Source organism: Microbacterium sp. Kw_RZR3 (assembly GCF_029222405.1).
GTDB lineage: Bacteria > Actinomycetota > Actinomycetes > Actinomycetales > Microbacteriaceae > Microbacterium.
Genome location: NZ_JARHXC010000182.1, coordinates 1 through 23,661, shown reverse-complemented (window position 1 = coordinate 23,661; position 23,661 = coordinate 1). Strand labels below are relative to the sequence as shown.

Here is a 23,661-nt window from a genome sequence, read left to right as displayed (position 1 = left end):
GAACGCATGCCCGCCGTGCTCGACCCCTCACCCGACGTGGCCGTTCCCGCGCCGTTCCCCTGGGACGCCGTGTGGGGACAGCCCGAGGCCGTACAGACGCTGCAGGCGGCGGCCTCCGACCCCTCGGCTCTCGCGCACGCCTGGCTCATCACCGGGCCTCCCGGTTCGGGCCGTTCCACCCTCGCCTACGCCTTCGCGGCTGCGCTCATCGCCGACCCGGGTGACATACCCGCACAGCGTCAGGTGATCGCCCGTACCCATCCCGACCTCACGGCGCTCCGGACCGAGCAGGTCGTCATCCGCATCGACGAAGCGCGCCGGCTCGTCGAACGCGCCTCGTTCGCCCCCTCGCTCGGGCGATACCGCGTCATCGTGGTCGAAGACGCCGACCGCATGGCCGAGCGCACCTCCAACGTCCTCCTCAAGGCGCTCGAAGAGCCGCCCGAGCAGACGGTATGGGTGCTCTGCGCGCCCAGCGACGCCGACCTGCTCCCCACGATCCGCTCGCGAGTTCGCGTCCTGCGCCTGCGAGAGCCCTCGGTTTCCGATGTCGCGGCACTCATCGTCGAGCGCACGGGGGCCGCCCCCGATGTCGCCGAAGAGTCGGCCCGTCACGCGCAGCGCCACATCGGAATGGCTCAGCGGCTCGCGACTGACGACGACGCGCGCGCCCGTCGGGCTGAGACGCTCGCCGCGGTCCTCGGCGTCCGCGGCATCGGCGACGCCGTCGAGGTCGCCGGGCGGATCGTGCGGCTCGCGACCGACGACGCCAAGGCGCTGACCGCGACCCGAGACGAAGAAGAGCGACGCAACCTGCTGCGCATGCTCGGTGTCGCCGAGGGCGCCGCGGTACCCCCGTCGGTGCGCGGCCAGGTCAACGCCCTCGAGGACGACCAGAAGCGGCGGGCGACACGGAGCCTCCGGGACGGAATCGATCGCGTGCTGACCGACCTGCAGTCGCTCTTCCGCGACGTCGTCATGCTGCAGTTCGGCCGCGACACCGATCTGGTCAACGGCGAGCGCGCCGACGGCCTCCGCGTGCTCGCGGGGGAGTGGTCTCCGGCGCGCACGCTCGGCGTGCTCGATCGGATCTCCGAGACCCGGCGCAATCTCGAGCAGAACGCGGCCCCCCTGCTCGCGCTCGAGAGTCTGCTGATCACCGTGGCCGACGGGTCGGCACCGTGAACGCGCGTCGTCGCGTCGTCGCCCTCGTCGCGGGTCTCGCGACCGCGATCCTCGCCCTCTCGGGTTGTCTCTACGCCCAGATCCCGCCTGCCGCACCGGCCCCGGGGCCCTCTCTCGCGCCGCAGACCGACGGCGTGGCCCCCGAGTTGCTGCCCTACTACTCGCAGGCGTTGACCTGGGAGGAGTGCGGCACCGGCCTCGACTGCACCACGGTCACGGCCCCCCGCGACTACAGCGACCCCTCGAAGGGCGATCTGCAGCTCGCCGTCGTCCGACACCGCGCGACCTCCGGCACGCCCCTCGGCTCGCTCCTGACCAATCCCGGCGGTCCCGGCGCCAGTGGCGTCGACCTCGTGAAGTCGTCGTTGTCGATCCTCGTCGACCAGAAGCTGGCCGATGCGTACGACGTGATCGGCTTCGATCCCCGCGGCGTGGGTGCCTCGACGGCGGTCAGCTGCTACGACGCGAAGGGTCTCGACAGCTACTTCTACGACATCCCGCCCGGCGCGCGCGGCAGCGACGAACGCGAGCAGGCCCTGAAGGAGCGCGCCGCCGCCTTCGCCCAGGCGTGCGACGCGAACAGCGACGGCATCCTGCCCTACATCAGCACCGAGAACTCCGCACGCGACATGGACCTGCTGCGCGCGGTCCTGGGCGACCCGAAGCTCAACTACCTGGGCTTCTCGTACGGATCGTTCCTCGGCACCACCTACGCGGGACTCTTCCCCGAACGGGTCGGCCGCATGGTGCTCGACGGGGGGATCGACCCGACCCAGTCGCAGTCCGAAGCCTCGATCGGTCAGGCCGAGGGCTTCGAGCAGTCCCTGCGCGCCTTCATGGCCGACTGTCTCACCCTGTCGGAGTGCCCCTACGGGGGCTTCGTCGACGATGCGATGTCCGACCTGGCGGCGACGCTCGCCCGGGTCGACGCGCGCCCGATCACGGCGAGCGATGGGCGTCAGCTCGGGGGAGACACGCTCATGACGGCGATCGTCGCCGCGCTCTACAGCCAAGACAGTTGGCCGTACCTGCGTGCAGCCTTGACGGATGTCGCCAACGGTCGCGCCGACGTCGCGTTCCAGCTCGCCGACTTCTACAACGACCGCCAGGGCGGCAGTTACGCCAGCAACACCATGGAAGCCTTCATCGCGTACAACTGCATGGACTACCCCGACGAGGGGTCGGATGCCGATGACGCGGCGTTCCGTCAACGTCTGGCCGAGGCCGCCCCGACGACGGCCCCGTACTGGGAGGGCGTCGACGTCTGCGCCTCATGGCCGGCCCCGCCGACCGGGACGCGCGGAGCGATCACGGCGGAGGGCTCGCCGCCCATCGTCGTCATCGGAACCACGGGCGACCCCGCCACCCCCTACGTGGGGGCGCAGCGCCTCGCCGAGCAGCTCTCGCAGGGCGTCCTCATCACGAACGTCGGCGAAGGCCACCTCGGTTACAACAAGGGCAAAGCGTGCGTGACCGACGCCGTCGATGCCTATCTCGTCGACGGGACCGTGCCCGAGAACGGCCTGCGCTGCGAGTGAGGGCGGTCCGCTCCGTCTCGCCGCCGCCCAGGTCGGAACACCTAGGCTGGTTCACGTCCCACCCGAAGGAGTCCCCATGACCGCGCCCGTCACCGACCTGGCCCGCTACATCGACCACACGCTGCTCAAGCCCGAGGCCACGCGCGCCGACGTCGAGCGCATCATCGCCGAGGGCGCCGAGCTCGGCACGTACAGCGTCTGCCTGTCGCCGTCGTTCCTGCCCGTCGATGTGCCCGCCGGGCTCAAGGTCGCGGTCGTGTGCGGTTTCCCGAGCGGCAAGCACCACGCCGAGGTCAAGGCCGCCGAGGCCGCGCTCTCCGTGGCCCAGGGTGCCGACGAGATCGACATGGTCATCGACGTGGGCGCGGCGATCGAGGGACGCTACGACATCGTCGAGACCGAGATCCGCGCCGTGCGAGCGGCGGCTCCCGCACCCACGGTCCTCAAGGTCATCATCGAGTCGGCTGCGCTCTCCGACGACGCCATCGTCGCCGTCTGCGAGGCGGCGGTCGCCGCGGGCGCCGACTTCGTGAAGACTTCGACGGGCTTCCACCCCGCCGGCGGAGCGAGCGTGCACGCGGTCGAGCTCATGAAGCGCACGGTCGGCGATCGCGCCGAGGTCAAGGCATCCGGGGGCATCCGCACCCGCGCGGCGGCCGAAGAGATGATCGCCGCGGGCGCCACGCGGCTGGGTCTCTCGTCGAGCCGCGAGATCCTCGCCGACCTCTCGGCGACCGGCGACTACTGACGCGTGCGTCGACACGCGCTGGAGCATGTAAGATCGATGATCGTGCACGCGACAGCGCGCACACGCCGCCTTAGCTCAGACGGCAGAGCGATTCACTCGTAATGAATAGGTCGAGGGTTCGATTCCCTCAGGCGGCTCCACCACAGAAGGCCCGGGACACCCCGGGCCTTCTGCCGTTCACGGCCGCTTCGACGCGGTGGGTGCTCGCGGCCAGGGAACTCGGCGTGCGACCGCTGCCCGGTTCCCTCGACGCGGTCGCTCGCCATCGAGGCATCTCGCGGTGCCACGACGGCCGCGGTCGTACTCTCGGGAGCACAGCCCGGGAGGCCGCATGACCCTCGCACCCGCTCTACTGCGCCGCGTCCGCTTCTGTCTGACGGTGGTCGTCGTCGGTCTCGTCGTGAGTGGAGTGACCGCTTTCCCCCTGCGCGAGGAGCTTGCTCTGGCGCGGGACGTGCTGGCGCAGCTGAACGTGGGCTCGATCCTGCCGGGCGCCGTGTGGTGGGTGAACCGCGTCGCCGAGGGCCTGGATGCCACGGCCGCGGCGTATCCGTTCATCTCCTACGGCACGGACTGGCTCGCGTTCGCCCATCTCCTCATCGCGGTGGCCTTCCTCGGGCCGCTCGTCGATCCCGTGCGCAATGTCTGGGTCATCGTCTGGGGCCTCATCGCGTGCGCCGGCATCGTGCCGCTCGCGGCCATCGCGGGCGCGCTCCGTGGACTGCCGCTCGGGTGGCAGCTGATCGACATGTCGTTCGGCGTGGTCGCGGCGGTCCCGCTCGTTCTCGCGCTCGTGTGGACGCGTCGCCTCGCGAGCCCGATCGAGGCGGCCCGCTAGGCTGACGTCACCCGTTCTGCCCTGGCCCGACGGAGGCCGTCCCGTCCGCGACCCGCAGGAGACCCCCGTGTCGAACGCCCTCGACGCCGTCATCGAGATCTTCACGTGGGTGGGGCTGGGCGGCGGGACGCTGCTCGCCCTCCTCGCCGTCGTGCTGCTGCTCGCCGACGGGACCTGGCTCCCGGCCCGTGCCGTGGTGGAGGAGGTCGACGGGGGCCGCGTGGTCCGGTGGTTCGACGATCAGGGTGGAGTCAACGAAGCCCCGCTCTCCTCCCACGACGACGCGAAGATCGGGTCCGCCGACATGGCCGACATCTTCTATCGCCGGGGAAGCGCGCACCGCATGCGTCTCACGCGTGCCTCTCCCGTGGTGCGGTTCGTCTCGTTGCTCGCGGCCGGGATCCTCGGGCTCGGACTCGTCGCTTTCGTGCTGTCGATCGTGGTGCTCTTCGCGCGGGGGTGAGAACTGGCGCGAAAGTCATGTAGCTAGATAAGCTAGCGATATGGCTCGCTCCACCTCGACCCCTTCTCTTCGCCGCGACCGCGTCGCGCCGCGCGTCTCACGCTGGCTGCGCATCGGCATCCCGAGCCTGCTCGTGCTGATCTGGGTGGTCGGCGGATCGATCGGCGGCCCGTTCTTCGGCAAGGTCGACGAGGTCGCGACGAACGACCAGTCGTCGTTCCTTCCGCAGTCGGCGGATGCCACGCGCGTCAGCGAGCGTCTCACCGACTTCACCGGCGGCGACACGATCCCGGCACTCATCGTCGCCGAGACGACGGACGGCACGGCGCTCTCGGACGCGCAGCTGACGGCGTTGAAGACTCTCGCCACCGCGGCCGCCGAACTCGAGGGAGTCGAGGGGGAGGCATCCCCACCCGTCGTCTCCGAGGACGGGCAGGCCGCGCAGATCTTCCTGCCCCTCGACAGCTCCGGAGAAGTGCGCGAGGTCGTGGAGGCCGTGCGGACACTCGTCGCGTCAGACGTCCCGGCCGGGGTGCAGGCGTGGGTGACCGGTCCGGCGGGGTTCACGGCCGACCTGGTCAAGGGTTTCCTCGGCATCGACGGTCTGCTGCTCATCGTCGCCCTCGGCGCCGTGTTCGTCATCCTCGTGGTCGTCTACCGGTCGCCCCTCCTGCCGATCCTCGTGCTGCTCACCTCGGTGTTCGCCCTGTGCGTGGCTCTGCTGACGGTGTGGTGGCTCGCGTTCGCCGGCATCGTCGTGCTCAACGGTCAGGTGCAAGGCATCCTGTTCATCCTCGTCATCGGGGCTGCGACCGACTACGCGCTGCTGTACGTGGCGCGGTTCCGCGAGGCGATCGGCGCGGGAGACAAGCGGTGGGATGCCACGATCCGGGCGTGGAAGGGAGCGGTCGAGCCGATCCTGGCCTCGGGTGGCACCGTGATCGCGGGGCTCCTCTGCCTGCTACTGTCCGACCTCGCCACCAACCGCGCCCTCGGTCCGATCGCCTCGATCGGCATCGCCTTCGCCGTGCTATCGGCGTTGACGTTCCTGCCGGCTCTTCTCGCCCTGTTCGGGCGCGCGGCCTTCTGGCCTTTCCTCCCCAAGGCCGGTGCGACCGATCTCCCCGACGACCTCACGGCTCCGGTGAAGGGGCTGTGGCCCCGCCAGGCGCGCTTCGTCGCCCGACGGGCGCGACCGGTGTGGATCGTCTGCACGGTCGTCCTCCTCGCGGCGTGCGCGGGCCTGACGCAGCTCCGCGCGGACGGCGTTCCCTCGAGCGATCTCGTGCTGGGCGCCTCCGAGGCCCGCGACGGTCAGGCGGCACTCGCCGAGCACTTCCCGGGCGGCTCGGGCAGCCCCGCGTACGTCCTGGTGTCCGAGGACCGGGCCGCGACAGCGGTCGAGGTGCTCGACCGGGCGAGCGGCATCGACTCGGTCGCCGTCCTCTCCACCGATGCGATCGGCGGACAGGCACCCGTCCAGGCGGTGGACGGCAGCCTCGTGACGACCGCGTTCGGCCCTCCGGGGACACCGGCACCCGCGCCCACCGTGTCCGACGGCGACGTGCTCCTGGCCGCGACGCTCACCGACACGGCGGATTCGGCCGCGGCCGACGACACGGTCCGTCAGCTCCGCGTCGATCTCGCCGATGCGCTGGGGGAGGGAACGGCCCTGGTGGGAGGGGTGACCGCGACCGACATCGACTCCATCGACACGTCGATCCGCGACCGCACTCTCATCATCCCGATCGTCCTCGCGGTGATCCTACTGATCCTGATGGCGCTGCTGCGGTCGATCGTCGCGCCGGTGCTCCTCATCGGCACGGTCATCCTGTCGTTCGGGGCGGCGCTGGGCGTGAGCGCCCTCGTCTTCAACGGGCCCCTGGACTTCCCCGGCGCGGACCCTTCGGTTCCGCTGTACGGCTTCGTGTTCCTCGTCGCCCTCGGGGTCGACTACAACATCTTCCTGATGTCGCGTGTGCGCGAGGAATCCCTCGCTCATGGCACGCGCTCCGGCATCCTGCGCGGGCTCGTCGCGACGGGCGGGGTGATCACGTCGGCGGGTCTCGTGCTCGCGGCGACCTTCGCGGCGCTGGGTGTGATCCCCATCCTCTTCCTCGCCCAGCTCGCGTTCATCGTGGCCTTCGGCGTTCTGCTCGACACCTTCGTCGTCCGCTCGCTCCTCGTCCCGGCGCTCGCGTACGACCTCGGCTCGGCGATCTGGTGGCCGTCGAAGCTGTGGCGTCGCGACCACGCGCAGTCGGCTAGCGGCGCGAGCGCGGGCCGGGACCCGCGCGACGGGCAGCCCGCCACCCGCGGGAGCGCGCGTAGGCTCGACGCATGACCAGGGCACTGTTCATCGTCGATGTCCAGAACGATTTCACCGAGCACGAGGCTCTCGGAGTCGCCGGTGGCGACGCCGTCGCCGAGCGCATCTCGCGTTACCTCGCCACGCATGCCGACGAGTACGCCGTGATCGTCGCCTCGCGCGACTGGCATCACGGCGACGACGACAACGGCGGTCACTTCTCGGCCACCCCCGATTTCGTCGACTCGTGGCCGGTGCACTGCGTCGCGGGGACCGAGGGGGCCGAGTACGACGCGATCTTCGACGCGGGGCGGGTGACTCATCACCTCAAGAAGGGGCAGGGGCATCCGGCGTATTCGTTGTTCGAGGGTGTCTCGGATGACGGGCAGACCGCGGCCGACATCCTCGACGCCCACGGCATCCGTGACATCGACATCGCCGGCATCGCGACCGACTATTGCGTGCGCGCCTCAGCCCTCGACGCCATCGCGGCGGGACGCACGGTGCGGGTCTTCACCGACCTCGTCGCCGGCGTGCACCCCACATCCAGTGAGGCCGCGCTGGCCGAGATCGAGCGCGCCGGGGCGACGCTGGTGCCCTCAGAGCTCTAGATCGTCGGCCCGCGGCACCGAGATGGTGACCCGGGTCCCCACTCCCGGCTCGCTGGTGATGCGCAACACACCGTGATGCTCGGTCACGACGCGCTGAACGCTCGCGAGACCGATGCCGCTTCCGCCGTCGTGGGGGTCGGCCAACCGGCCGCGTTCTCCCTCTTCGACGATCGAATGCAGATCGTCGGGATGGATGCCGCGACCGCGATCGCTCACGGAGATCACTGCTCCCTCGTCGGTCTCATACGTCTCGACGGTGATCTCGTCGTCAGAGTACTTGGCCGCGTTCTCGAGGACGTTGGCCACCGCGCGGCGCAGACCCAGGACGTCGCCCGTGACGGGGATGGCATCCATTCGTCCAAAGACGACGCGCCCCGTACTGTCGCCCGGGAGGACGAGAGCCACGGCCCCGCGTGCGACGAGATCGAGCGTCGCCCGCCGTCGCTCGCGCTCGGGCCGCGTCGTGGCGTTGGTCGCGAGGGCCTGAGCCATCGCCACCAGGTGTTCGCTCGCCTCGGACGCCAGGCGCAACAGCCGGTGGTCCGCGGGGAGCTCGTCGGCGAGAAGGTCGAGGTAGCCGCGCAGAGCGGTCACCGGGGAGAGCAGGTCGTGGGCGAAGGTGCGCTGAAGGGCAGCTTGTTCGTCGGCGGCCTGCTTCTCGCTCGTCAGGTCGCGCACGATCTTGACGAACCCGAGGACCTGCCCCTGGTCGCTGCGGATGGCGGAGATGGTGACGCGCGCCCAGAACTCGGTCCCGTCCTTGCGGACCCGCCATCCCGTGTCTTCGACGTGACCGTCGCGCTGGGCGGACGCCAGGAGGCTATCCGGAACGCCGCGTCGCCGATCCTCCTCGCGATAGAAGCGTGAGAAGTGCGAGCCGACGATCTCGTCTTCGGTGTAGCCCTTTATGAGCTCCGCCCCGAGGTTCCATCCGCGGACGAAACCCCCGCCGTCGAGCTTGACGATGGCGAACTGATCGACCTGATCGTCCCAGTCGGTCGGCAGGACACGGCGGAAGGTCGCCAGCGGTCGTTCACCGCGGGCGGTTCCGTCGAGTCCGGAACCGCCGGGAGGAGAAGACTGCGCGGATGCGTTCACCGGGACAGGGTGGAACACTCGGGAATGCTTGCTGAGGGCATTTCTTGATTTTCCTGTCCGTGCGAGGATCGCACCAGGACTTGACAGGGCGAACAGCGTGAGGAAACCATCGCGCGCCTCAGCTGACGGTCACGAGGGTGCGCTGCCAACCGCTCGACCCGTTCGGGGCGATGGCCGCCTGCTCCTGGATCTGCAGATTGCCCTGCTTATCCCGCGCGCGCACGACGATGTAGTGCGTGCCCGCGTCGGCGTTCCAGTCGAGCTTCCACTGCACCCACGACTGATCGTTGATCGGGGTCGACAGGGTCGCCTGCTGCCAGTCGCCATCGTCGATACTCACTTCGACGGCCTGCACGCCGACGGGCTGCGCCCACGCCATACCGGCGATGACCACGGTGCCCGCCGGAACCGGATTGCCGATCTTCGGGGTGTCCACGCGCGACGACATCTTGATCGGCGCTTCGGCCGCGTAGCCGCGGGGTGTCCAGTACGCCTCCGCCTGATCGAAACGCGTCACGGTCAGCTTGGTGACCCACTTCGTCGCCGACACGTACCCGTACAGTCCCGGAACGACCATGCGTACCGGGAAGCCGTGCTCGAACGGCAGCGGTTCGCCGTTCATGGCCACCGCGAAGATGGCGTCCAGGTCGTCGTCGACGAGAGAGGCGAGGGGAGTGGATGCCGTGTATCCGTCGACGCTCTCGGAGAGCACCATGTCGGCACCGCTCTGGGGGCCCGCTTTGCGCAGCACGTCGCGGATGGGAACTCCGGTCCAGATCGCGTTTCCGACGAGGTTTCCGCCGACCTCGTTCGACACGCAGGTGAGGGTCACGCCGTACTCGTCGAGCCCCATGCCGACGAGGTCGTCGAAGCTGAGCTCGATCGGCGTGTCGACCATTCCCTCGATCGACAGCCTCCAGGTCGTCGGGTCGACGTTCGGGACGGTGAGCGCGGTGTCCACGCGGTAGAAGTCCGCGTTGGGCGTGATGATCGGCGTCACACCCGGCACGCCGAGGTCGGCACCCGCGGGGACGGTCACGGTGCTGCGCGCCGCGGGGAGACGGAGGGCGTCGCGAGCGGCTGCGACCGACGCCGTCGCGACATTCACGACGCGAGCGCCGACGCCCACGACGATCGCGGTCGCGGCGGCGATCCCCGAGACGATGAAGAATCCGCGACGATCGACCCCGGCAGCGGGAGCGTCCGCGGCCGAGGCATGGGCCACCCAGCGGCGCAGCCGCGCGGTCAGGACGAGCAGGATCGCGACACCGGCGGCGGTGCCGACGACGGGCGGCAGCCATGCCAGAGCGCCGGCGCCGGCGCGGGTCACGATGGCGGCGGTGGCCAGCGCCCCGCCGATCGCGAGGAGGACTGCCCCGACGAAGCGGAACCGGTACTCGAGCACGCCCGCGACCGCGGCGGCGACGGCGGCCCCCAGACCCACTCCGACCAGGAGTGCGATCTTGTCCGATTCGCCGAACAACGTGATCGCCAGCTCCTTCAGCGGGCGCGGCACGATGTCGACGATGAACGAGCCCACGGCGAGGACCGGGCTGGCCGATCGGGCGAAGATCGCCGCCAACAGCTCCGCGCTGCCGAGCAGAACGAGAGCCGACACGATCCCGGTGAGCGGCGCCCAGATCCATGAGCGCGGTCGGCGAGCAGCACCTGCGTCCGTCGTGGTTTCGGTGGCCATGGCATCCCTCGTTCCCGACGGACGCACGCGGTATGCCCGTCACACCGTATTCGGAACCATGCGGAGAACGGATGCCGCGGGCTCAGCGCCGCGGCGCCAGGTTGAACACCGCGACGCCCGACACGATCAGCGCGAGAGCGATCGCGAGGCCCGCGGTGAGCGGTTCGTTCAGCAGCGGGACGGCCACGACCGCGGTGAGGACGGGACTGAGAGCCCCCGCGCTCGAGGCCAGGCTGCTCCCGAGGTGCTTCACGGCGAGCACGTAGCACGCGGTCGAGAGCAGGCCCGTGCCGACGCCCTGGACCAGCGCGTACGTCGCGATCTGCGGGGCCGGGAGCGTCCCGGCGAACAGGTGCGAGGGGAGCACACCGGTCACCGCCAGGGTGAGCGCGACGATCGCGGAGGTGACGCTGATGACGACGATGACGCTCACCAGATCCAGTCGAAGGGATGCCAGTCCCACCGTGTAGAGCGCCCACACGAGGCCCGCGGCCAGGAGCACGACGACCCCACCGAGATCGGCCGCGCCGCCGCGGAGCATCGCGCTCGCCGCGACACCGAGGACGATGGCGGCGAGAGCGCCGAGACGTCGCCGCGAGACGGGTGTGCGGTGACGGAGGAAGAGCAGGAGCGTGACGAAGAGCGGAACCGTGCCGGGGACGAGGAGACCGGTCAGCCCGGCCGAGGTGAGCTCTGCGCCCCACGCGAAGAGGAGGAAGTGCGGGAGGCCGGCGAGGAGCACGAGACCGAGCGCGCCTGCGCCGGCGCCGCGGAGGGCGCGCAGTGTTCGAGGGATCCACGGGGCGAGAAGGAGCGCGGGCACGGTGAAGCGGAGGATCGCGGCATCCCCGGTCGTGAGGCCTGCTCCCTCGATCGCGCGTGTCGACAGCGCGAACGCCGACCACAGCGCGACGACGCCGGAAAGAGCGGCGACACCGATGAGCGTGCCGCGCGACAGGGCGAGACGCGGGGAGAGCGCGAAAGTGGTCACCTCGCCAGAGTAAGAACTCGTCCCGCGCAGGCGATTGCGAATATTGCTCTGAGCCTCGCCATATTGGCAGAATCTGCTACGTGCACGCTTTGGATGACATCGATCGCCGCATCCTCGACGAGCTTCAGCGAGACGGCCGCCTGTCCAACCAGGACCTCGCCGACCGGATCGGTCTGTCACCGTCACCGTGCCTGCGCCGCGTTCGTCAGCTCGAGCAGGCCGGCATCCTCGAGGGATACCGTGCGGTCGTCTCTCCGAAGGCCGTCGACCTCACGATCACGGCGTTCGTCCGCCTGCGTCTCGCCTCTCACGAGGGGGCGACGGTCGACGCCGTCGAGGAGCGTCTGCGAGCTCTCCCGAACATCGTGGAGGCGCACCTCCTCGCGGGCGACTGGGACTACCTCGTGCGCATCGTGACCCCGAGCTTCGAAGAGTACGAGCGCCTGCTCCGGGAGCACCTGCGGGCCATTCCGTCGCTCGCGTCCATCGACACGACGTTCGCTTTCGGGGTGACCAAGCCGCTGTCGCCGTTGCCTCTCGGATGACGACGCCCGCCGATACGATGGCACGACCCATGGCATCCGGGATCCGCCCCTGCCCGAGAGGAGTCCGCACGTGGATGACCTCACCCGGTGGACGGCGGCGCTGACGACACTCGTCGGACTCGGGTTGACGCTCGGCCTGAACCCCGCGCTCTACGGCGCCACGGCCGACATGCTGGCGCAGAACGTCCGCGTCGTCCCGCGCATGGCGTTCATGGTCGCGGGTCTCGCGACCGGAGCCACGATCCTCTACCTCGCGCTGCAGAGCTTCGACCCGACCGAGTTCGTGTCGGCGGCCGAGCGCCAGGCCACCGAGGCGGTGCTGGACCGCCGCGTGGATCTCGCCGCGGGCGCGCTGTTCCTCGCGGGCGCGGTCGCGATGGTCGTCTGGCGTCTCCGGGTTCCGATCCGCGCGCCGCGGGCCAAGCCGGTGAAGAGCCGTGCGCACTCGTGGAGCTACTACGTGCTCGGGGTGAGCTGCTCGATCATCGGCTTCACGACGCTGCCGATCATGTACATGACCGGTCGGATCGCCGACGGGGTGAGCGATCATCCCGCGCTTCGATGGACCGCGTACGCCGTCTTCCTGGTGGCGCTCGCCGCGCCGTTCGTGCTCCTCGCCACAGCGTGGCTGCACTTCCCGACGACCGCGGCCCGCGTCAACGGCTACTACACCCGCGCCATCGATATGGACCACCGATGGCTGTACTCGGCCGTCCTGGGAGTCGCCGGCATCGCTTCCGTCGTGCTGGGCGTGATCCCGGGGCGCTGAGCTCAGCGCTTCGCGCGCTGCTTCCGCATCTTCGCCACGACCCGGCGGCGCACCTTCTGCACCTTCGGGTCGGTCCACACGCGGTAGGCCACCGTTCCCGCGGCGACCGCGCGACCGATCGCCGTTCGTGCGAGCACGGCTCCCGCCAGCCCCACGGCTCCGGTCCCGACCCAGCGTGCAACTCCCATGGCATCCCTCGTTCTCTCGGTGGAGAACCCAGCAGACACGAGGAGCGTCCGGATGCCAGGCGGCTTGCGCCGCGGGAGGGGATGTGCGTGTCACGGGCGAGCCGTCGTCCCATCGGGAATGCGTCTGCCGTTGCGCAGTGCGGTGACGATCAGGGTGATGCCGATGACGGATTGCACTGACCCGATGGCGAGCCAGGATGTGGCAGGAGTCACCGGCGGGAGGAGCGTGCCGGCGATCACGGTGCCGACATGGAATCCGCCGTGCACCCCCACCGCAGCCCAGAGCGAGCCCGTCCACAAGAGCAGGCCGACCGCGAGCAGGCCGAATCCGAAGGGCAGTGCGAGATACAGCACGTGCTCCCACGGTGACTGCTGCCCGCCGTTGGACACGAGATGGATCAGCGTGAACGCGAGAGTGGTGACAGCCACGGCGAGAATCGGGCGCTCCCGCAGTCGCCAGAGCAGCATCCCGCGGAAGAGCAGCTCCTCCGGGATCCCCTGCTGCAGGAAGGCGAGGCCGAGTGAGTACGCGATCAGCAACGAGATCATGACCGGATCCGTCTGCCCGGAGAAGAGTGTCGAATCGCTCCGGACGGGACCGTCGGCGGGGATCAGTGCTGTCACCGCGACGACCGTTCCGGCGGAGAGCCCGATGCCGAGCAGGAGCCACACGGCCGAGAGCCTGTTCGCGCTCCATCCGGCCGCGCGGAGCGGCGCGCGCTCGACTCCGTTGATCCACCCCCACACGCCGAGCACGACGGTGCCGAGGACGAGTGACTGGAGGACGACCGCGAGCCCGAAGCCCCACGGCGACGATCCGCCGAAGACCTCGGACGCCCCGGGCACCAGGACCAGGAGGCCGGTCGCGAGCGCGGGAACGAGGTTGGCGATGATCAGGATGCCGATGGCCACGACGACTCGGACGGTGATGCCGAGCGGTCCCAGCGCCAGTCGCGGAGCGACCGACCTCGTGCCGGGGGCGGGCGGGACTTGTGTGACGTTCATGCCGAGGACGCTACGGAGCGCCGGGGCGGCGATCCCGTCCCGGGAGTCACGATCGCGGACGACCCCGGTCACGCGCGAGCGGGCCGAAGTCGTGACCGCAGTCACGTGTGAGGGACGAGAGCGCGTGCTTAGCTGAAGCGTATGTCCGGGACCCCGAACCGTCGCGCGCTGTTGCTCGATCTTGCCGCCGTCATCGGGTGGGCGGGACCGGCTCTCATGGTTGTCGCATCGCTGGACCGGAGGCCGGGGTGGGCTTCGGCCGCGGTGTCCTCGCTGCTGATCGGCTCCATGGCCGTGTGGGTGCTGTGGCGTCGCTCGGGGCAGCGGTCTCGCGCTGCCGCGATCGCCTTCGCGACCATCGCGACGGTGACGATGGCGTTCGGAAACGGATCGTTGTACTACGGCATCGTCTGGGCGGCATGTCTCGTCCTCGGTGTGACATTCACGGCGGCCGCCGTGGTCTGGGGCTACGCTGCCGCTCTCGTGGGACTCGTCGTCGCCCTCCATCTGTCCGCCGGGAGCGCACCCGAGCTCATGATCGGTGAAGCCGCCGTCGCCGCGGTCTTCGCCGGCGTGGCGGCGGCCGTGGCGGCGATACTGCGCGACAGCTTCCGGGTTGGGGAGGAACTGCGTGCGGCGCTCGTACAACTGGATGCCGTCAACGCCGAACTCCGCAGCCGTCTCGACACCGACCGTGACCTCGCACTCGCTCGCGAACGCGAGCGCACGGCGCGGGAACTCCACGACGGCCTGGGGCACCGGCTGACCGCCATTGGGATGTCGCTCGACTATGCGGATCGCGTGGGCGACTCGCCCGCGGCGCGCGAAGAGACGCGTCGTGCGCGACAGCTGGTGGGGGAGTCGCTCGATGCGATGCGTCGGCTCGTCCGTGCCATGCACCCCGTCGAGCTCACCACCCTCCGCAACGCCGAGGCGTTCCGCGCTGTCGCCGAGGCGTTCCGGGGCACGGGGATCGACATCCGGGTGTCCATCGAGGGCGACGACTCCGCGCTGAGTCATGAACACGCGCTCCTGCTGCTGAGTTTCGTTCAGGAAGGGTTGACGAACGTCGTGCGTCACTCCGATGCGGCATCCGTCGATCTGCGAATGGTCGTGGGCGCCGCCGACCTCTCCGCGGTGATCGAGGACGATGGGGCCGGAGCGTCGACCGGCCCGTTGATCGAGGGCTTCGGTCTGCGATCGCTCCGCGCGCGCGCCGAGCGGATCGGTGGGGCATTCACCGCGGAGCGGACTCCCACCGGCTTCCGGGTGGCGCTCGAACTCCGTCCCGCGCTGATTCGCGGGCTCGCGTGAGTTCCGTGCGCGTCTTCATCGTCGATGACCAGGAGCTTCTCCGGCGAGGCCTTCGCATGATCCTCGAGACGGACTCTGCGATCGAGGTGGTCGGTGAGGCCGAGAACGGGCAGCGGGCACTCGCTCTCATACCGGGGCTTGCGCCCGACCTCGTGCTGGCCGATGCCCGCATGCCGGTGCTCGACGGTCTCGGACTCGTCCAGCGGTGCGCGGTGTCTCATCCCGACCTTCCGGTCCTGGTCCTCACGACGTTCGACGACGCGCGTCTCGTGCGTCAGCTGCTGGACGCGGGGGCCGCTGGATTCCTGCTGAAAGATATCTCAGCGGACGCGTTGATCGGCGCCATACGCCATGTCCTGGCGGGTGGGCTCGTGCTGGATCCGCGCGTCGCCCGTGCTGTGCTGTCGTCGACGCCGGTGCAGATGGAGCAACCCGTCCTCACCGAGGCGGAGCGAGCGGTAGCGGACCTCGTCGCCCGGGGGCTCCCCAACGCCGAGATCGCCGCACGCCTTCATCTCGCACACGGGACGGTGAAGAACACCGTCTCCGCTCTGTTGCGCAAGTTCGGCGAGCCCGATCGCACAGCCCTCGCTCTGCGGCTGGCGCGGGAACCGGTGGCCGGGGCCTGAGGGTGGCCTCGGAGCGCAGTATCCGCCCTGCGGACGGACCCGTTCCGTCTCAGTGGCCGACGGCAGCCCCGCTAAGGTGAGCCGGGTGAGTGACGCGGAAGAGGGTCAGGCGGGGTCGGGCGACTTCGTGCAGTCTCTCGCGCGCGGCCTCGAGGTCATCCGCACCTTCGATGCCGAGCACCCGGCGCTGACGCTCAGTGACGTGGCCCGTCGCGCGGATCTCACCCGCGCCGCCGCGCGGCGCTTCTTGCGCACCCTCGAGACGCTCGGATACGTGCGCGCCGACGGCCGATTCTTCTCGCTCACGCCGCGGGTGCTGGAGCTCGGCTTCAGCTACCTCTCGGCGCTGTCTCTTCCGGCTCTCGCCCAGCCCTACCTCGAGCGCCTGTCGCGCGAGGTCGACGAGAGCGTGTCGTCCGCCGTCCTCGACGGCGCCGACATCGTGTATGTCGCGCGCGTCCCCACGCGGCGGATCATGAGCGTCGGGATCACGATCGGCACGCGATTCCCCGCCTACGCGACGAGCATGGGGCGCGTTCTGTTGGCCGCGCAGCCCGAGGGTCGCGCTCGCGAGATCGTCGCGGCATCCCATCCCGAACCGCTCACGTCCCGCACCCGCACCGATGTCGAGGCGATCCTCGAGGAGCTCGCATCCGTGCGCGCGCAGGGGTGGGCGCTCGTCGACGGCGAGCTCGAGGAGGGGCTTCGCTCGCTCGCCGCGCCCATCCGCGACCGCGAGGGGACCGTCGTCGCGGCGCTCAACATCTCCGCCACAGCACGGGGCGACGGCGACGCGTGGCGCGAGCAGTGCCTCCCGGCCCTCCTCGCGGCGGCCGCCGATATCGACGCGGATCTTCGTCTGATCTGACGGGCTCGCGCGTCGCGATCGCGTCGTGAGTGTCCAGAACACCCGGACGTTTTTCCTGAGACCGCCTCCCGGCGGTCCGGGTGTTCTGGACACTCGAGCCCCCGTTTGAACGACCCGGATGCCGTCGCGCCGCCGTTCTGCGCGCCCACTCTTGTCGCCGTCGCGCCGTGGGCGTAGAGTGTTCGCAAGACGTACGCATGTACGCAGAGCGAACAAATGGGAGCCCGCGTGATCGACAAGACCGTCCCCGACGTCGCGGCGGCCGTCGCCGGCATTTCGGACGGAGCCACCGTGATGATCGGCGGCTTCGGACGTGCCGGACAGCCGGTCGAACTGATCGACGCACTCATCGCGCACGGCGCCCGTGACCTCACCGTCGTCAACAACAACGCCGGCAACGGCGACACGGGGCTCGCCGCCTTGTTGGCCGCCGGCCAGGTGCGCAAGATGATCTGCTCGTTCCCCCGGCAGAGCGACTCGTGGGTGTTCGACCGGCTCTACCGCGCAGGCGAGGTCGAGCTCGAGCTCGTTCCCCAGGGGAACCTCGCCGAGCGCATCCGTGCCGCGGGCGCCGGTATCGGCGGGTTCTTCACTCCGACCGGGTTCGGCACGCAGCTCGCCGAGGGCAAAGAGACCCGGCGCATCGACGGGCGCGACTACGTGCTCGAGTACCCGATCCGTGCCGATGTCGCCCTCATCAGCGCCCGCGCCGCCGACCGCTGGGGCAATCTCATCTACCGCGAGACCGCGCGCAACTTCGGACCGATCATGGCTGCAGCCGCTGCGACCACCGTCGTGCAGGTCGACGAGATCGTGCCGCTCGGTTCGCTCGACCCCGAGGCCGTCGTGACTCCGGGCCTCTACGTCGACCGCGTCGTCGCGGTCGGGGAGCGCGCGTGGCTGCGCGACGGGGAGTTCGTCGGCGGCGTCGACATCGAGGGCCGCGTCCTCTCCGAAGAAGGTGCCTGATGGCATCCGTCATCCACTCCGCACCGGCACGTCGTCGAGCTCGCGCGCAGCGCGCGGGGAAGAGAGCAGCACAGTGACCACCCGCATCTCCCGCGCGCAGCTCGCCGCCCGCGTGGCATCCGACATCCCCGAAGGTGCCGTCGTGAACCTCGGCATCGGCGCCCCGACCCTCGTCGCCGACTACCTGCCCGACGGTCTCGAGATCGTGCTGCACACCGAGAACGGCATGCTCGGCATGGGACCCGCTCCCGAGCGCGGGCGCATCGACCCCGACCTGATCAACGCGGGGAAGCAGCCCGTCACCGCCCTCGCGGGGGCGGCGTTCTTCCACCACGCGGACTCGTTCGCAATGATGCGCGGCGGTCACCTCGACGTGTGCGTGCTGGGCGCGTTCCAGGTGTCGGCGGGGGGAGACCTCGCCAACTGGTCGACGGGTGAGCCCGGCGCGATTCCCGCGGTCGGCGGGGCGATGGACCTCGCGATCGGCGCGAAGGACGTCTACGTCATGACCGACCTGCTCACCAAGGGCGGCGAGCCCAAGCTCGTGGAGGCGTGCACGTATCCGCTCACGGGCGTCGGCTGCGTCTCGCGCGTCTACACCGACCACGGCGTCTTCGACGTCACCCGCGACGGCTTCCGCGTGCGCGAGCTGTTCGGCGACAACACGCACGCCGAGATCTCGGCCCTGCTGGGTCTCGACCTCATCGAACAGGAAGCCTGAGCCATGACCGCATCCTTCGTGTACGACGCCGTCCGCACGCCTTTCGCGCGGCACGGCAAAGCGTTCGCCGACGTCCGCCCCGACGACCTCGCCGCGACCGTGATGGCATCCGTCGTCGAGCGCACGGGTATCGACCCGGCCCGCATCGAGGACGTGATCTTCGGCGACGCCAACCAGGCCGGCGAAGACAACCGCAATGTCGCGCGCTTCGGCGCCTTGCTCGCGGGCTTCCCGTCGTCGGTTCCCGGAACGACGATCAACCGCCTGTGCGGATCGTCTCTGGATGCCGTGATCCAAGGCTCACGTGCAATCGAGGCCGGGGATGCCGACGTGATCCTCGCGGGTGGCGTGGAGTCGATGACCCGCGCCCCGTTCGTCGTCGAGAAGAGCCCGCGCCCCTTCCCCGCGGCGAACCAGACGATGTGGAACACCTCGATCGGCTGGCGCATGACGAACCCGCGCCTGCGCAAGGACTGGACCATCTCGAACGGCGAGAGCGCCGAGAAGCTCGCGCAGATTTACGGCATCTCCCGTGAGGAACAGGATGCCTTCGCCGCCCGCAGCCACCGCCTGGCCGCCGCCGCGTGGGCCGCCGGGACCTTCGACGACGAGATCGTGCAGGTCGAGGGCCACGCGCTCGCGCGCGACGAGGGCATCCGCGACGACTCCACCGCCGAGGTGCTCGCGGGTCTCCGCCCGGCGTTCCAGAAGGACGGGACGGTCACGGCCGGCAACTCGTCGCCCATCAACGACGGCGCCTCGGCGGTGCTCCTCGGCTCCGAGGGAGCTCTGGATGCCGAGCCCCTCGCGCGCATCGCCGGTCGCGCCGCGTTCGGTAACGACCCCGATGTCTTCGGCGTCGCCCCCGTCGAGGCCGCGAACCGCGCCCTCGCGCGCGCCGGTCGCTCGTGGAGCGACGTGACCTTCGTCGAGCTGAACGAGGCCTTCGCCTCGCAGACCCTCGCGTGCGCGCAGCTGTGGACCGAGCTCGACCCGGCGAACCTCAACGAGAACGGCGGCGCCATCGCCATCGGTCACCCGCTCGGTGCCTCCGGCGGTCGCATCATCGCCCGCGCGGCACACGAGCTGAAGCGTCGCGGCGGGGGACTGGCTGTGACGGCGATCTGCATCGGCGTGGGTCAGGGCCTTGCGGTGGTTCTGGAGCGCTGAGCGGAAAGCTCCTCGTGATTCTCCGACGTCGAGCGGGCGCGGCCTTCGTAGACTCCGGGCATGGCCTTTCCCTCGTTTCAAGATGACGCGGCCATCCTGATGGCGGCGATCGGTGGCAGTGAGCGGTCGTCGAGGTCGGTCCGCTCGGTCATCGGGACCTGGGACATGATCAACGTCGACGTCCCGTCGCGGGAGATGATCGAGTCCGCGGCCGGTGCGCTCCAGCGCGCGGGTCTCGTGGTCATCGACGAGGAATGGCGCCTCCGTCCCACCGCGGAAGGAGCCCGTCTCCAGCGCACGCCACGCCGCGTCTCGATGCGCGGGCTCCCGAGCGCGATCCGCGAGCTCTTGCCACCCCTGACGCTCGACCCGTCCGTCGTGATGCCGCAAGAGATCTATGACGCGGCCCTCGAGGACTACCTGCATCCGAAGCCGCTGCTTCCGCGGTGGCTGACGGGGTTGTTCCGGTGATGGATGATTCGAATGCCGCGGACGGTTGTGAATCGCGGCGATAGATGTCGTGCTTGTCGCGTCGTTCAGCGTCCGATGAGGAGGGCTTCTTGGGCGGCGTCGACAGCCTCGGGGGTGAGGTGTGTATGCCCGTTGATGTCGAGAATCGGTCTGACTTGGGTTACGAGGCGATCGGCGAGACGGAAGTTCCCGTTCGTGGCGCGCACGATAGCGGCTAGGGCAGCGGCGTGTGCGAGTCCGGCGTCGGCTGGGTCTGGTGCGGGGAGGCGTTGCGTGACGACGGCGGTGAGTTCGTCGCTGCGGAGTGGGCGGTATTCGTGGGCGAAGCCGATGCGGCTGTAGAGCTGGGGGTAGCGGGCGAGGCGTTTCTCGATGCCCGGCATGCCGATGAGGATGACGCCCATGCGGTGACGGTCGTAGAAGTCACGGACCTGTTCGAGGCCGGCGGTCTTGAGCCGGTCGGCTTCGTCGATGATGAGCAGTTCTGTGTTCCCGCTGTGTTGGGATTCGGGGTGGACGTAGGGGTCGACGTGGCCGTGTTGGGCTCCGACGATTACCAGGGCACCGTGGCGGCGTTCTCATCGAGGAATTGACCGTTCGCGGCTGCGGTAGGGGCGGCAGCGAGAGTGACGATCGTCGCGGCACCCTCCTGGGGTGTGAGGGCCGCATTGCCTGCCGTCAGGTCTGTCGCGACGTGACCTGGCGACACAGCCGTAACCGCGAAGCCCTGCGGGCCAAGCTCCCGGGCAAAATGGACGGTGATCGCATTGAGGGCGGTCTTGGCGCTGCCGTAAGCGGTCGACCAGGGGCCGATCCACTCGGCTTTCGAGCCGAGAGAGCCGCGGAAGCTCGAAACGTTCACAATTCGCGGGTAGGGAGACGTCTGCAACAGGGGCAGGAACGTCAGGGCGACGTCGACGACGCCGAACACGTCGGTGCCATACACGGCTCGGTAGTCCTCGAGGTGCGATTGCGAGGGCTTGTCGAGGTAGCCGACGTTGATGCCGGCGTTGTTCACCAGCCCGTCGAGGCGGCCGAGGTGATCTTTGGTCGTGTGGGCGGCGGCTTGGATGGAGTCGTGGTCGGTGACGTCGATTCGTACCGCATGGACGTCACCGGGGATGTTCGCGGCTGCGGTGCGGCCGCGATCGAGGTCCCGGGCGCCGAGGAGCACGGTGTGCCCCTCGGCGGCGAGAGCTTCGACGGCCGCGTGGCCGATGCCTCGGGTCGCGCCGGTGACCAGGACGATGCGTGGGTTCGTCGTCACCATGCGAGCTGCACGTCATCTTCGAACACCGCACCGGTCGGGCCGTCGGCGGGGAGGGTGGCGAGGCGGACCGCGACGGCAGCACCCTCGTCTGGGGTGCGGGTTCCGCGGAAGTTGTTGAACTCGGTAGCGACGTGCCCGGGGGCTGCGCCGTTGATCTTCAACGCCGAGTCGGCGAACTCGCGAGCGTAGTGCACGGTGAGGGCGTTCAGGGCCGTCTTCGAGCTGGAGTAGACCATCGATGGCTGACCGGTCCAAGCACCCTCCTCGCCGATCGAACCGCGCATGCTGGTGACGTTCACGATCCGGGGCGCATCTGCCTTCGTCAGTAGCGGCAGGAATGCGTTGATCATGCGAACGACGCCGAAGACGTTGACCTCGTAGACGTTCTTGATGTCGTCGACGGTCTCCTCGGTGGGCTTGGGCAAGTGGTCCATCGGGTGGAAGGTCAGCGTGTTCACGCCCGCGTTGTTGACCAGCACATCCAAGTGCCCGAACTCGGCGGCGATCTTTGCGACCAGGGCGTCGACCTGCCCCTGATCGGTGACGTCGAGCACGACCGGGCGGACGTCCCCGGTGAGGGTGTCTGCGGCCGCCTGCCCGACCTCAATGCTGCGCGCACCGAGCAGGACGGTAAAGCCCTCAGCTGCGAGCCCGCGGACGATCGCGATGCCGATGCCCTTGTTGCCGCCGGTGACGAGCGCGACCTTGCTTGCCTGATTCTCATCTGTTGTCATGACAACATTATTGTTCGCTTATGTTGTCGCGTCAACAGCGACCCGAAGCAGATCGATTTACAAACGGAAGCCGCCGCTTGCCTCGATCCGTTGGCCAGTGACCCACTCTCCAGCGGGGCCGGCCACGGCCATGACCGCGGACGCGACGTCGTCGGGCGAGGCGACGCGGCCAAGGGCGGTCATGCTGGCCATCGTGGTCTGCACGTCGTCACTGGCACGGATGTATCCACCGGCGAAATCGGTCGGCACGGGGCCCGGTGCGATCGTGTTCACGGTGATGCCCCGCGACCCCAGCTCCTGCGCCCAGTACCTTGTGAGCACCTCCACGGCCCCCTTCATCGAGGCATAGACGGCATTGGGTGCGGTGACGAACCGCGCCAGCCCGGTCGACAGGTTCACGATCCGCCCCCCATCCGCCAAGAGCGACGGCCCGGCAACCGGGGCGACGATGCCTTGCGTGAGCAGGTACACCCCCTTGAAGTGCACTGCGAACAGCTGATCGATGACCGACTCTTCAGTGGACCCCAGCACGGTCGGGCCCGCAAAGCCAGCGTTGTTCACGAGCACGTCCAGGCTGCTGCGATCCCAGCTCGCGCGAAGCGCCTTGCGCAGGTCCAGCACGAAGTCCGAGAACGCCGCGGTATCCGTCGTGTCGAGCTGTAGCGCCACCGCCGTCCCGCCTCGCGCAGCGGCGCTCGCTACGACCTCTTCGGCCTCTTCCGCATGGGATCGGTAAGTCAGCACGACTCCAGCGCCGGCATCGATGGCCGCTTCGACGATCGCCCTCCCGAGGCCGCGATTGCCGCCCGTCACGAGCACGATCTTGTCGGTAAGAACTGTTGATGTCATTCGACGAGCATGCACCCGGCAATGTTGTCACGTCAACATAAGTCAGGTAGGTTGGGAGCAAATGGATGACCTACTGAGTGAGAACGAGCTACGCCTCTGGCATGCCTGGAAGGCAGCGACCGACACAGTGCGAACGCGCGTCGCGGAAGAGATCACGACCGTCACCGGACTCTCCGACCCCGACTACGGGGTGCTCAGCCGGCTCGTCGACCTCGGAGACGGCGAACTACGGCAGAACAAACTCGCCGCGTCCATGGGGTGGCATCGCAGTCGCCTCTCCCACCAGCTCACCCGGATGGAACAACGCGGCCTCGTAACTCGCGCCGACGCCGATGGCGGAGTGCTCGTGACCATCACACCGACCGGCCGAGAACAGATCGACAAGGCGCGGCCCGTCCATGCCCGCGCCGTCCGACGTTCGCTATCCGCACACGTCCCACTGGAAGACTTCGCCCGGGTGTTGATGGTGCTAGAAGCACTGACCGCACCATAGAGACGACTCCACCGCCGAGCCAGGGTGAGAGTGCGCGATCAATGGTCGTCAATACCCAGTGGCGAGTGTCTACTTCTGTCTCATCGCGACTATGGCGCTCGGAGCGGCCTTTGCTCGTGGCGAGCGGAGCGACCGCGTCTTTCGAGTGCTTAAAGTGGCATCGGCTGCCTTCATCTCTCCCGCCGTTGTC

General features: G+C 69.3%; 26 protein-coding genes, 1 tRNA gene and 1 pseudogene. 18 read left to right on the top strand and 10 right to left on the bottom strand.

All coding sequences use genetic code 11. The features are described 5' to 3' along the window. Positions 1–6 precede the first annotated feature (6 nt). The 8 genes from P2P98_RS09665 to P2P98_RS09630 all read left to right on the top strand — a co-directional run bounded on the left by P2P98_RS09665 (position 7) and on the right by P2P98_RS09630 (position 7,691). Positions 7–1,185: a DNA polymerase III subunit delta' gene (locus tag P2P98_RS09665; RefSeq protein ID WP_275799456.1), complete on the top strand. Its 1,179-nt coding sequence runs from the start codon at positions 7–9 to the stop codon at positions 1,183–1,185. Then, complete coding sequence (locus P2P98_RS09660) at positions 1,182–2,723, top strand: alpha/beta hydrolase (RefSeq protein ID WP_275799455.1); 1,542 nt, start codon at positions 1,182–1,184, stop codon at positions 2,721–2,723. The genes P2P98_RS09665 and P2P98_RS09660 overlap by 4 nt, the downstream gene beginning before the upstream one ends. 76 nt (positions 2,724–2,799) lie before the next feature. Next, complete coding sequence (gene deoC, locus P2P98_RS09655) at positions 2,800–3,471, top strand: deoxyribose-phosphate aldolase (protein WP_275799454.1); 672 nt, start codon at positions 2,800–2,802, stop codon at positions 3,469–3,471. 64 nt (positions 3,472–3,535) lie between these two features. Beyond that, positions 3,536–3,611, top strand: a tRNA-Thr gene (locus P2P98_RS09650). 191 nt (positions 3,612–3,802) lie between these two features. Then, positions 3,803–4,309 (top strand): hypothetical protein, encoded by a 507-nt coding sequence (locus P2P98_RS09645; RefSeq protein ID WP_275799453.1) that lies wholly within the window; start codon positions 3,803–3,805, stop codon positions 4,307–4,309. A 67-nt stretch (positions 4,310–4,376) separates the two neighbouring features. Continuing rightward, a complete protein-coding gene (locus tag P2P98_RS09640) occupies positions 4,377–4,772 on the top strand; it encodes a hypothetical protein (protein ID WP_275799452.1) in 396 nt (131 codons plus the stop codon). A gap of 40 nt (positions 4,773–4,812) precedes the next feature. Then, positions 4,813–7,116 (top strand): efflux RND transporter permease subunit, encoded by a 2,304-nt coding sequence (locus P2P98_RS09635; protein ID WP_275799451.1) that lies wholly within the window; start codon positions 4,813–4,815, stop codon positions 7,114–7,116. Beyond that, positions 7,113–7,691 carry an isochorismatase family protein gene (locus tag P2P98_RS09630; protein ID WP_275799450.1) on the top strand — a complete coding sequence of 193 codons (579 nt, stop codon included), beginning with the start codon at positions 7,113–7,115 and terminating at the stop codon, positions 7,689–7,691. Before P2P98_RS09635 ends, P2P98_RS09630 begins: the two co-directional genes overlap by 4 nt. On the opposite strand, the gene P2P98_RS09625 is transcribed toward P2P98_RS09630, so the two are convergent. From P2P98_RS09625 to P2P98_RS09615, 3 genes are all read right to left on the bottom strand, one after another. Further along, the gene (locus P2P98_RS09625; protein WP_275799449.1) at positions 7,680–8,807 is read right to left on the bottom strand and encodes a PAS domain-containing sensor histidine kinase; all 1,128 of its coding nucleotides are present in this window, start codon (positions 8,805–8,807) and stop codon (positions 7,680–7,682) included. The two genes, P2P98_RS09630 and P2P98_RS09625, sit on opposite strands and share 12 nt — an antisense overlap. Positions 8,808–8,907: 100 nt before the next feature. Next, positions 8,908–10,485, bottom strand: coding sequence for a molybdopterin-dependent oxidoreductase (locus tag P2P98_RS09620; RefSeq protein WP_275799448.1), 1,578 nt, complete (start codon positions 10,483–10,485; stop codon positions 8,908–8,910). An 82-nt stretch (positions 10,486–10,567) separates the two neighbouring features. Then, the gene (locus P2P98_RS09615) at positions 10,568–11,476 is read right to left on the bottom strand and encodes a DMT family transporter (RefSeq protein ID WP_275799447.1); all 909 of its coding nucleotides are present in this window, start codon (positions 11,474–11,476) and stop codon (positions 10,568–10,570) included. Positions 11,477–11,556: 80 nt separating this feature from the next. On the opposite strand from P2P98_RS09615, the gene P2P98_RS09610 reads away from it, so the two are divergent. Next, positions 11,557–12,021 (top strand): Lrp/AsnC family transcriptional regulator, encoded by a 465-nt coding sequence (locus P2P98_RS09610; RefSeq protein ID WP_275799446.1) that lies wholly within the window; start codon positions 11,557–11,559, stop codon positions 12,019–12,021. 70 nt (positions 12,022–12,091) lie between these two features. Beyond that, complete coding sequence (locus tag P2P98_RS09605) at positions 12,092–12,790, top strand: hypothetical protein (protein ID WP_275799445.1); 699 nt, start codon at positions 12,092–12,094, stop codon at positions 12,788–12,790. A 2-nt stretch (positions 12,791–12,792) separates the two neighbouring features. On the opposite strand, the gene P2P98_RS09600 is transcribed toward P2P98_RS09605, so the two are convergent. Both P2P98_RS09600 and P2P98_RS09595 read right to left on the bottom strand, forming a co-directional pair. Continuing rightward, positions 12,793–12,978, bottom strand: a complete 186-nt coding sequence (locus tag P2P98_RS09600; protein WP_275799444.1) for a hypothetical protein — start codon at positions 12,976–12,978, stop codon at positions 12,793–12,795. A gap of 90 nt (positions 12,979–13,068) precedes the next feature. Beyond that, complete coding sequence (locus P2P98_RS09595) at positions 13,069–13,983, bottom strand: type II CAAX endopeptidase family protein (protein WP_275799443.1); 915 nt, start codon at positions 13,981–13,983, stop codon at positions 13,069–13,071. 141 nt (positions 13,984–14,124) lie between these two features. On the opposite strand from P2P98_RS09595, the gene P2P98_RS09590 reads away from it, so the two are divergent. The 7 genes from P2P98_RS09590 to P2P98_RS09560 all read left to right on the top strand — a co-directional run bounded on the left by P2P98_RS09590 (position 14,125) and on the right by P2P98_RS09560 (position 20,125). After that, complete coding sequence (locus tag P2P98_RS09590) at positions 14,125–15,297, top strand: sensor histidine kinase (RefSeq protein ID WP_275799442.1); 1,173 nt, start codon at positions 14,125–14,127, stop codon at positions 15,295–15,297. Between the two features lie 5 nt (positions 15,298–15,302). Further along, positions 15,303–15,926 (top strand): response regulator transcription factor, encoded by a 624-nt coding sequence (locus P2P98_RS09585; RefSeq protein ID WP_275799441.1) that lies wholly within the window; start codon positions 15,303–15,305, stop codon positions 15,924–15,926. Between the two features lie 85 nt (positions 15,927–16,011). Beyond that, positions 16,012–16,794 carry an IclR family transcriptional regulator C-terminal domain-containing protein gene (locus tag P2P98_RS09580; protein WP_275799440.1) on the top strand — a complete coding sequence of 261 codons (783 nt, stop codon included), beginning with the start codon at positions 16,012–16,014 and terminating at the stop codon, positions 16,792–16,794. A gap of 228 nt (positions 16,795–17,022) precedes the next feature. Next, positions 17,023–17,763, top strand: a complete 741-nt coding sequence (locus tag P2P98_RS09575) for a 3-oxoacid CoA-transferase subunit A (protein ID WP_275799439.1) — start codon at positions 17,023–17,025, stop codon at positions 17,761–17,763. A gap of 73 nt (positions 17,764–17,836) precedes the next feature. After that, positions 17,837–18,484, top strand: a complete 648-nt coding sequence (locus tag P2P98_RS09570; protein ID WP_275799438.1) for a 3-oxoacid CoA-transferase subunit B — start codon at positions 17,837–17,839, stop codon at positions 18,482–18,484. Between the two features lie 3 nt (positions 18,485–18,487). Further along, complete coding sequence (locus P2P98_RS09565; RefSeq protein WP_275799437.1) at positions 18,488–19,654, top strand: thiolase family protein; 1,167 nt, start codon at positions 18,488–18,490, stop codon at positions 19,652–19,654. Between the two features lie 60 nt (positions 19,655–19,714). Beyond that, the gene (locus P2P98_RS09560; protein WP_275799436.1) at positions 19,715–20,125 is read left to right on the top strand and encodes a hypothetical protein; all 411 of its coding nucleotides are present in this window, start codon (positions 19,715–19,717) and stop codon (positions 20,123–20,125) included. Between the two features lie 65 nt (positions 20,126–20,190). On the opposite strand, the gene P2P98_RS09555 is transcribed toward P2P98_RS09560, so the two are convergent. The 5 genes and pseudogenes from P2P98_RS09555 to P2P98_RS09535 all read right to left on the bottom strand — a co-directional run bounded on the left by P2P98_RS09555 (position 20,191) and on the right by P2P98_RS09535 (position 22,978). Further along, the gene (locus tag P2P98_RS09555; protein ID WP_275799435.1) at positions 20,191–20,529 is read right to left on the bottom strand and encodes an ATP-binding protein; all 339 of its coding nucleotides are present in this window, start codon (positions 20,527–20,529) and stop codon (positions 20,191–20,193) included. Between the two features lie 15 nt (positions 20,530–20,544). Further along, positions 20,545–20,598 (bottom strand): annotated as a pseudogene (locus P2P98_RS09550) (hypothetical protein); the annotation flags it as partial. 80 nt (positions 20,599–20,678) lie between these two features. Further along, positions 20,679–21,395, bottom strand: coding sequence for an SDR family NAD(P)-dependent oxidoreductase (locus tag P2P98_RS09545; protein WP_275799434.1), 717 nt, complete (start codon positions 21,393–21,395; stop codon positions 20,679–20,681). Then, positions 21,389–22,129: an SDR family NAD(P)-dependent oxidoreductase gene (locus P2P98_RS09540; protein WP_275799433.1), complete on the bottom strand. Its 741-nt coding sequence runs from the start codon at positions 22,127–22,129 to the stop codon at positions 21,389–21,391. The genes P2P98_RS09545 and P2P98_RS09540 overlap by 7 nt, the downstream gene beginning before the upstream one ends. Positions 22,130–22,186: 57 nt before the next feature. Next, on the bottom strand, positions 22,187–22,978 hold the full coding sequence (locus P2P98_RS09535) for an SDR family oxidoreductase (protein ID WP_275799432.1): 792 nt from the start codon (positions 22,976–22,978) through the stop codon (positions 22,187–22,189). A 61-nt stretch (positions 22,979–23,039) separates the two neighbouring features. Here P2P98_RS09535 and P2P98_RS09530 point away from each other — a divergent pair, with 61 nt between their 5' ends. Next, positions 23,040–23,471, top strand: coding sequence for a MarR family transcriptional regulator (locus P2P98_RS09530; RefSeq protein ID WP_275799431.1), 432 nt, complete (start codon positions 23,040–23,042; stop codon positions 23,469–23,471). Positions 23,472–23,661: the final 190 nt, after the last annotated feature.

What these genes read in the sequence shown, in the direction of transcription:
- P2P98_RS09635 (WP_275799451.1), top strand. Translation starts at nt 4,813, where the DNA reads ATGGCTCGCTCCACCTCGACCCCTTCTCTTCGCCGCGACCGCGTCGCG.
- P2P98_RS09535 (WP_275799432.1), bottom strand. Translation starts at nt 22,978, where the DNA reads ATGACATCAACAGTTCTTACCGACAAGATCGTGCTCGTGACGGGCGGC.
- P2P98_RS09630 (WP_275799450.1), top strand. Translation starts at nt 7,113, where the DNA reads ATGACCAGGGCACTGTTCATCGTCGATGTCCAGAACGATTTCACCGAG.
- P2P98_RS09590 (WP_275799442.1), top strand. Translation starts at nt 14,125, where the DNA reads ATGTCCGGGACCCCGAACCGTCGCGCGCTGTTGCTCGATCTTGCCGCC.
- P2P98_RS09530 (WP_275799431.1), top strand. Translation starts at nt 23,040, where the DNA reads ATGGATGACCTACTGAGTGAGAACGAGCTACGCCTCTGGCATGCCTGG.
- P2P98_RS09620 (WP_275799448.1), bottom strand. Translation starts at nt 10,485, where the DNA reads ATGGCCACCGAAACCACGACGGACGCAGGTGCTGCTCGCCGACCGCGC.
- P2P98_RS09545 (WP_275799434.1), bottom strand. Translation starts at nt 21,395, where the DNA reads ATGGTGACGACGAACCCACGCATCGTCCTGGTCACCGGCGCGACCCGA.
- P2P98_RS09555 (WP_275799435.1), bottom strand. Translation starts at nt 20,529, where the DNA reads ATGGGCGTCATCCTCATCGGCATGCCGGGCATCGAGAAACGCCTCGCC.
- P2P98_RS09560 (WP_275799436.1), top strand. Translation starts at nt 19,715, where the DNA reads ATGGCCTTTCCCTCGTTTCAAGATGACGCGGCCATCCTGATGGCGGCG.
- P2P98_RS09540 (WP_275799433.1), bottom strand. Translation starts at nt 22,129, where the DNA reads ATGACAACAGATGAGAATCAGGCAAGCAAGGTCGCGCTCGTCACCGGC.
- P2P98_RS09600 (WP_275799444.1), bottom strand. Translation starts at nt 12,978, where the DNA reads ATGGGAGTTGCACGCTGGGTCGGGACCGGAGCCGTGGGGCTGGCGGGA.
- P2P98_RS09565 (WP_275799437.1), top strand. Translation starts at nt 18,488, where the DNA reads ATGACCGCATCCTTCGTGTACGACGCCGTCCGCACGCCTTTCGCGCGG.
- deoC (WP_275799454.1), top strand. Translation starts at nt 2,800, where the DNA reads ATGACCGCGCCCGTCACCGACCTGGCCCGCTACATCGACCACACGCTG.
- P2P98_RS09645 (WP_275799453.1), top strand. Translation starts at nt 3,803, where the DNA reads ATGACCCTCGCACCCGCTCTACTGCGCCGCGTCCGCTTCTGTCTGACG.
- P2P98_RS09595 (WP_275799443.1), bottom strand. Translation starts at nt 13,983, where the DNA reads ATGAACGTCACACAAGTCCCGCCCGCCCCCGGCACGAGGTCGGTCGCT.
- P2P98_RS09665 (WP_275799456.1), top strand. Translation starts at nt 7, where the DNA reads ATGCCCGCCGTGCTCGACCCCTCACCCGACGTGGCCGTTCCCGCGCCG.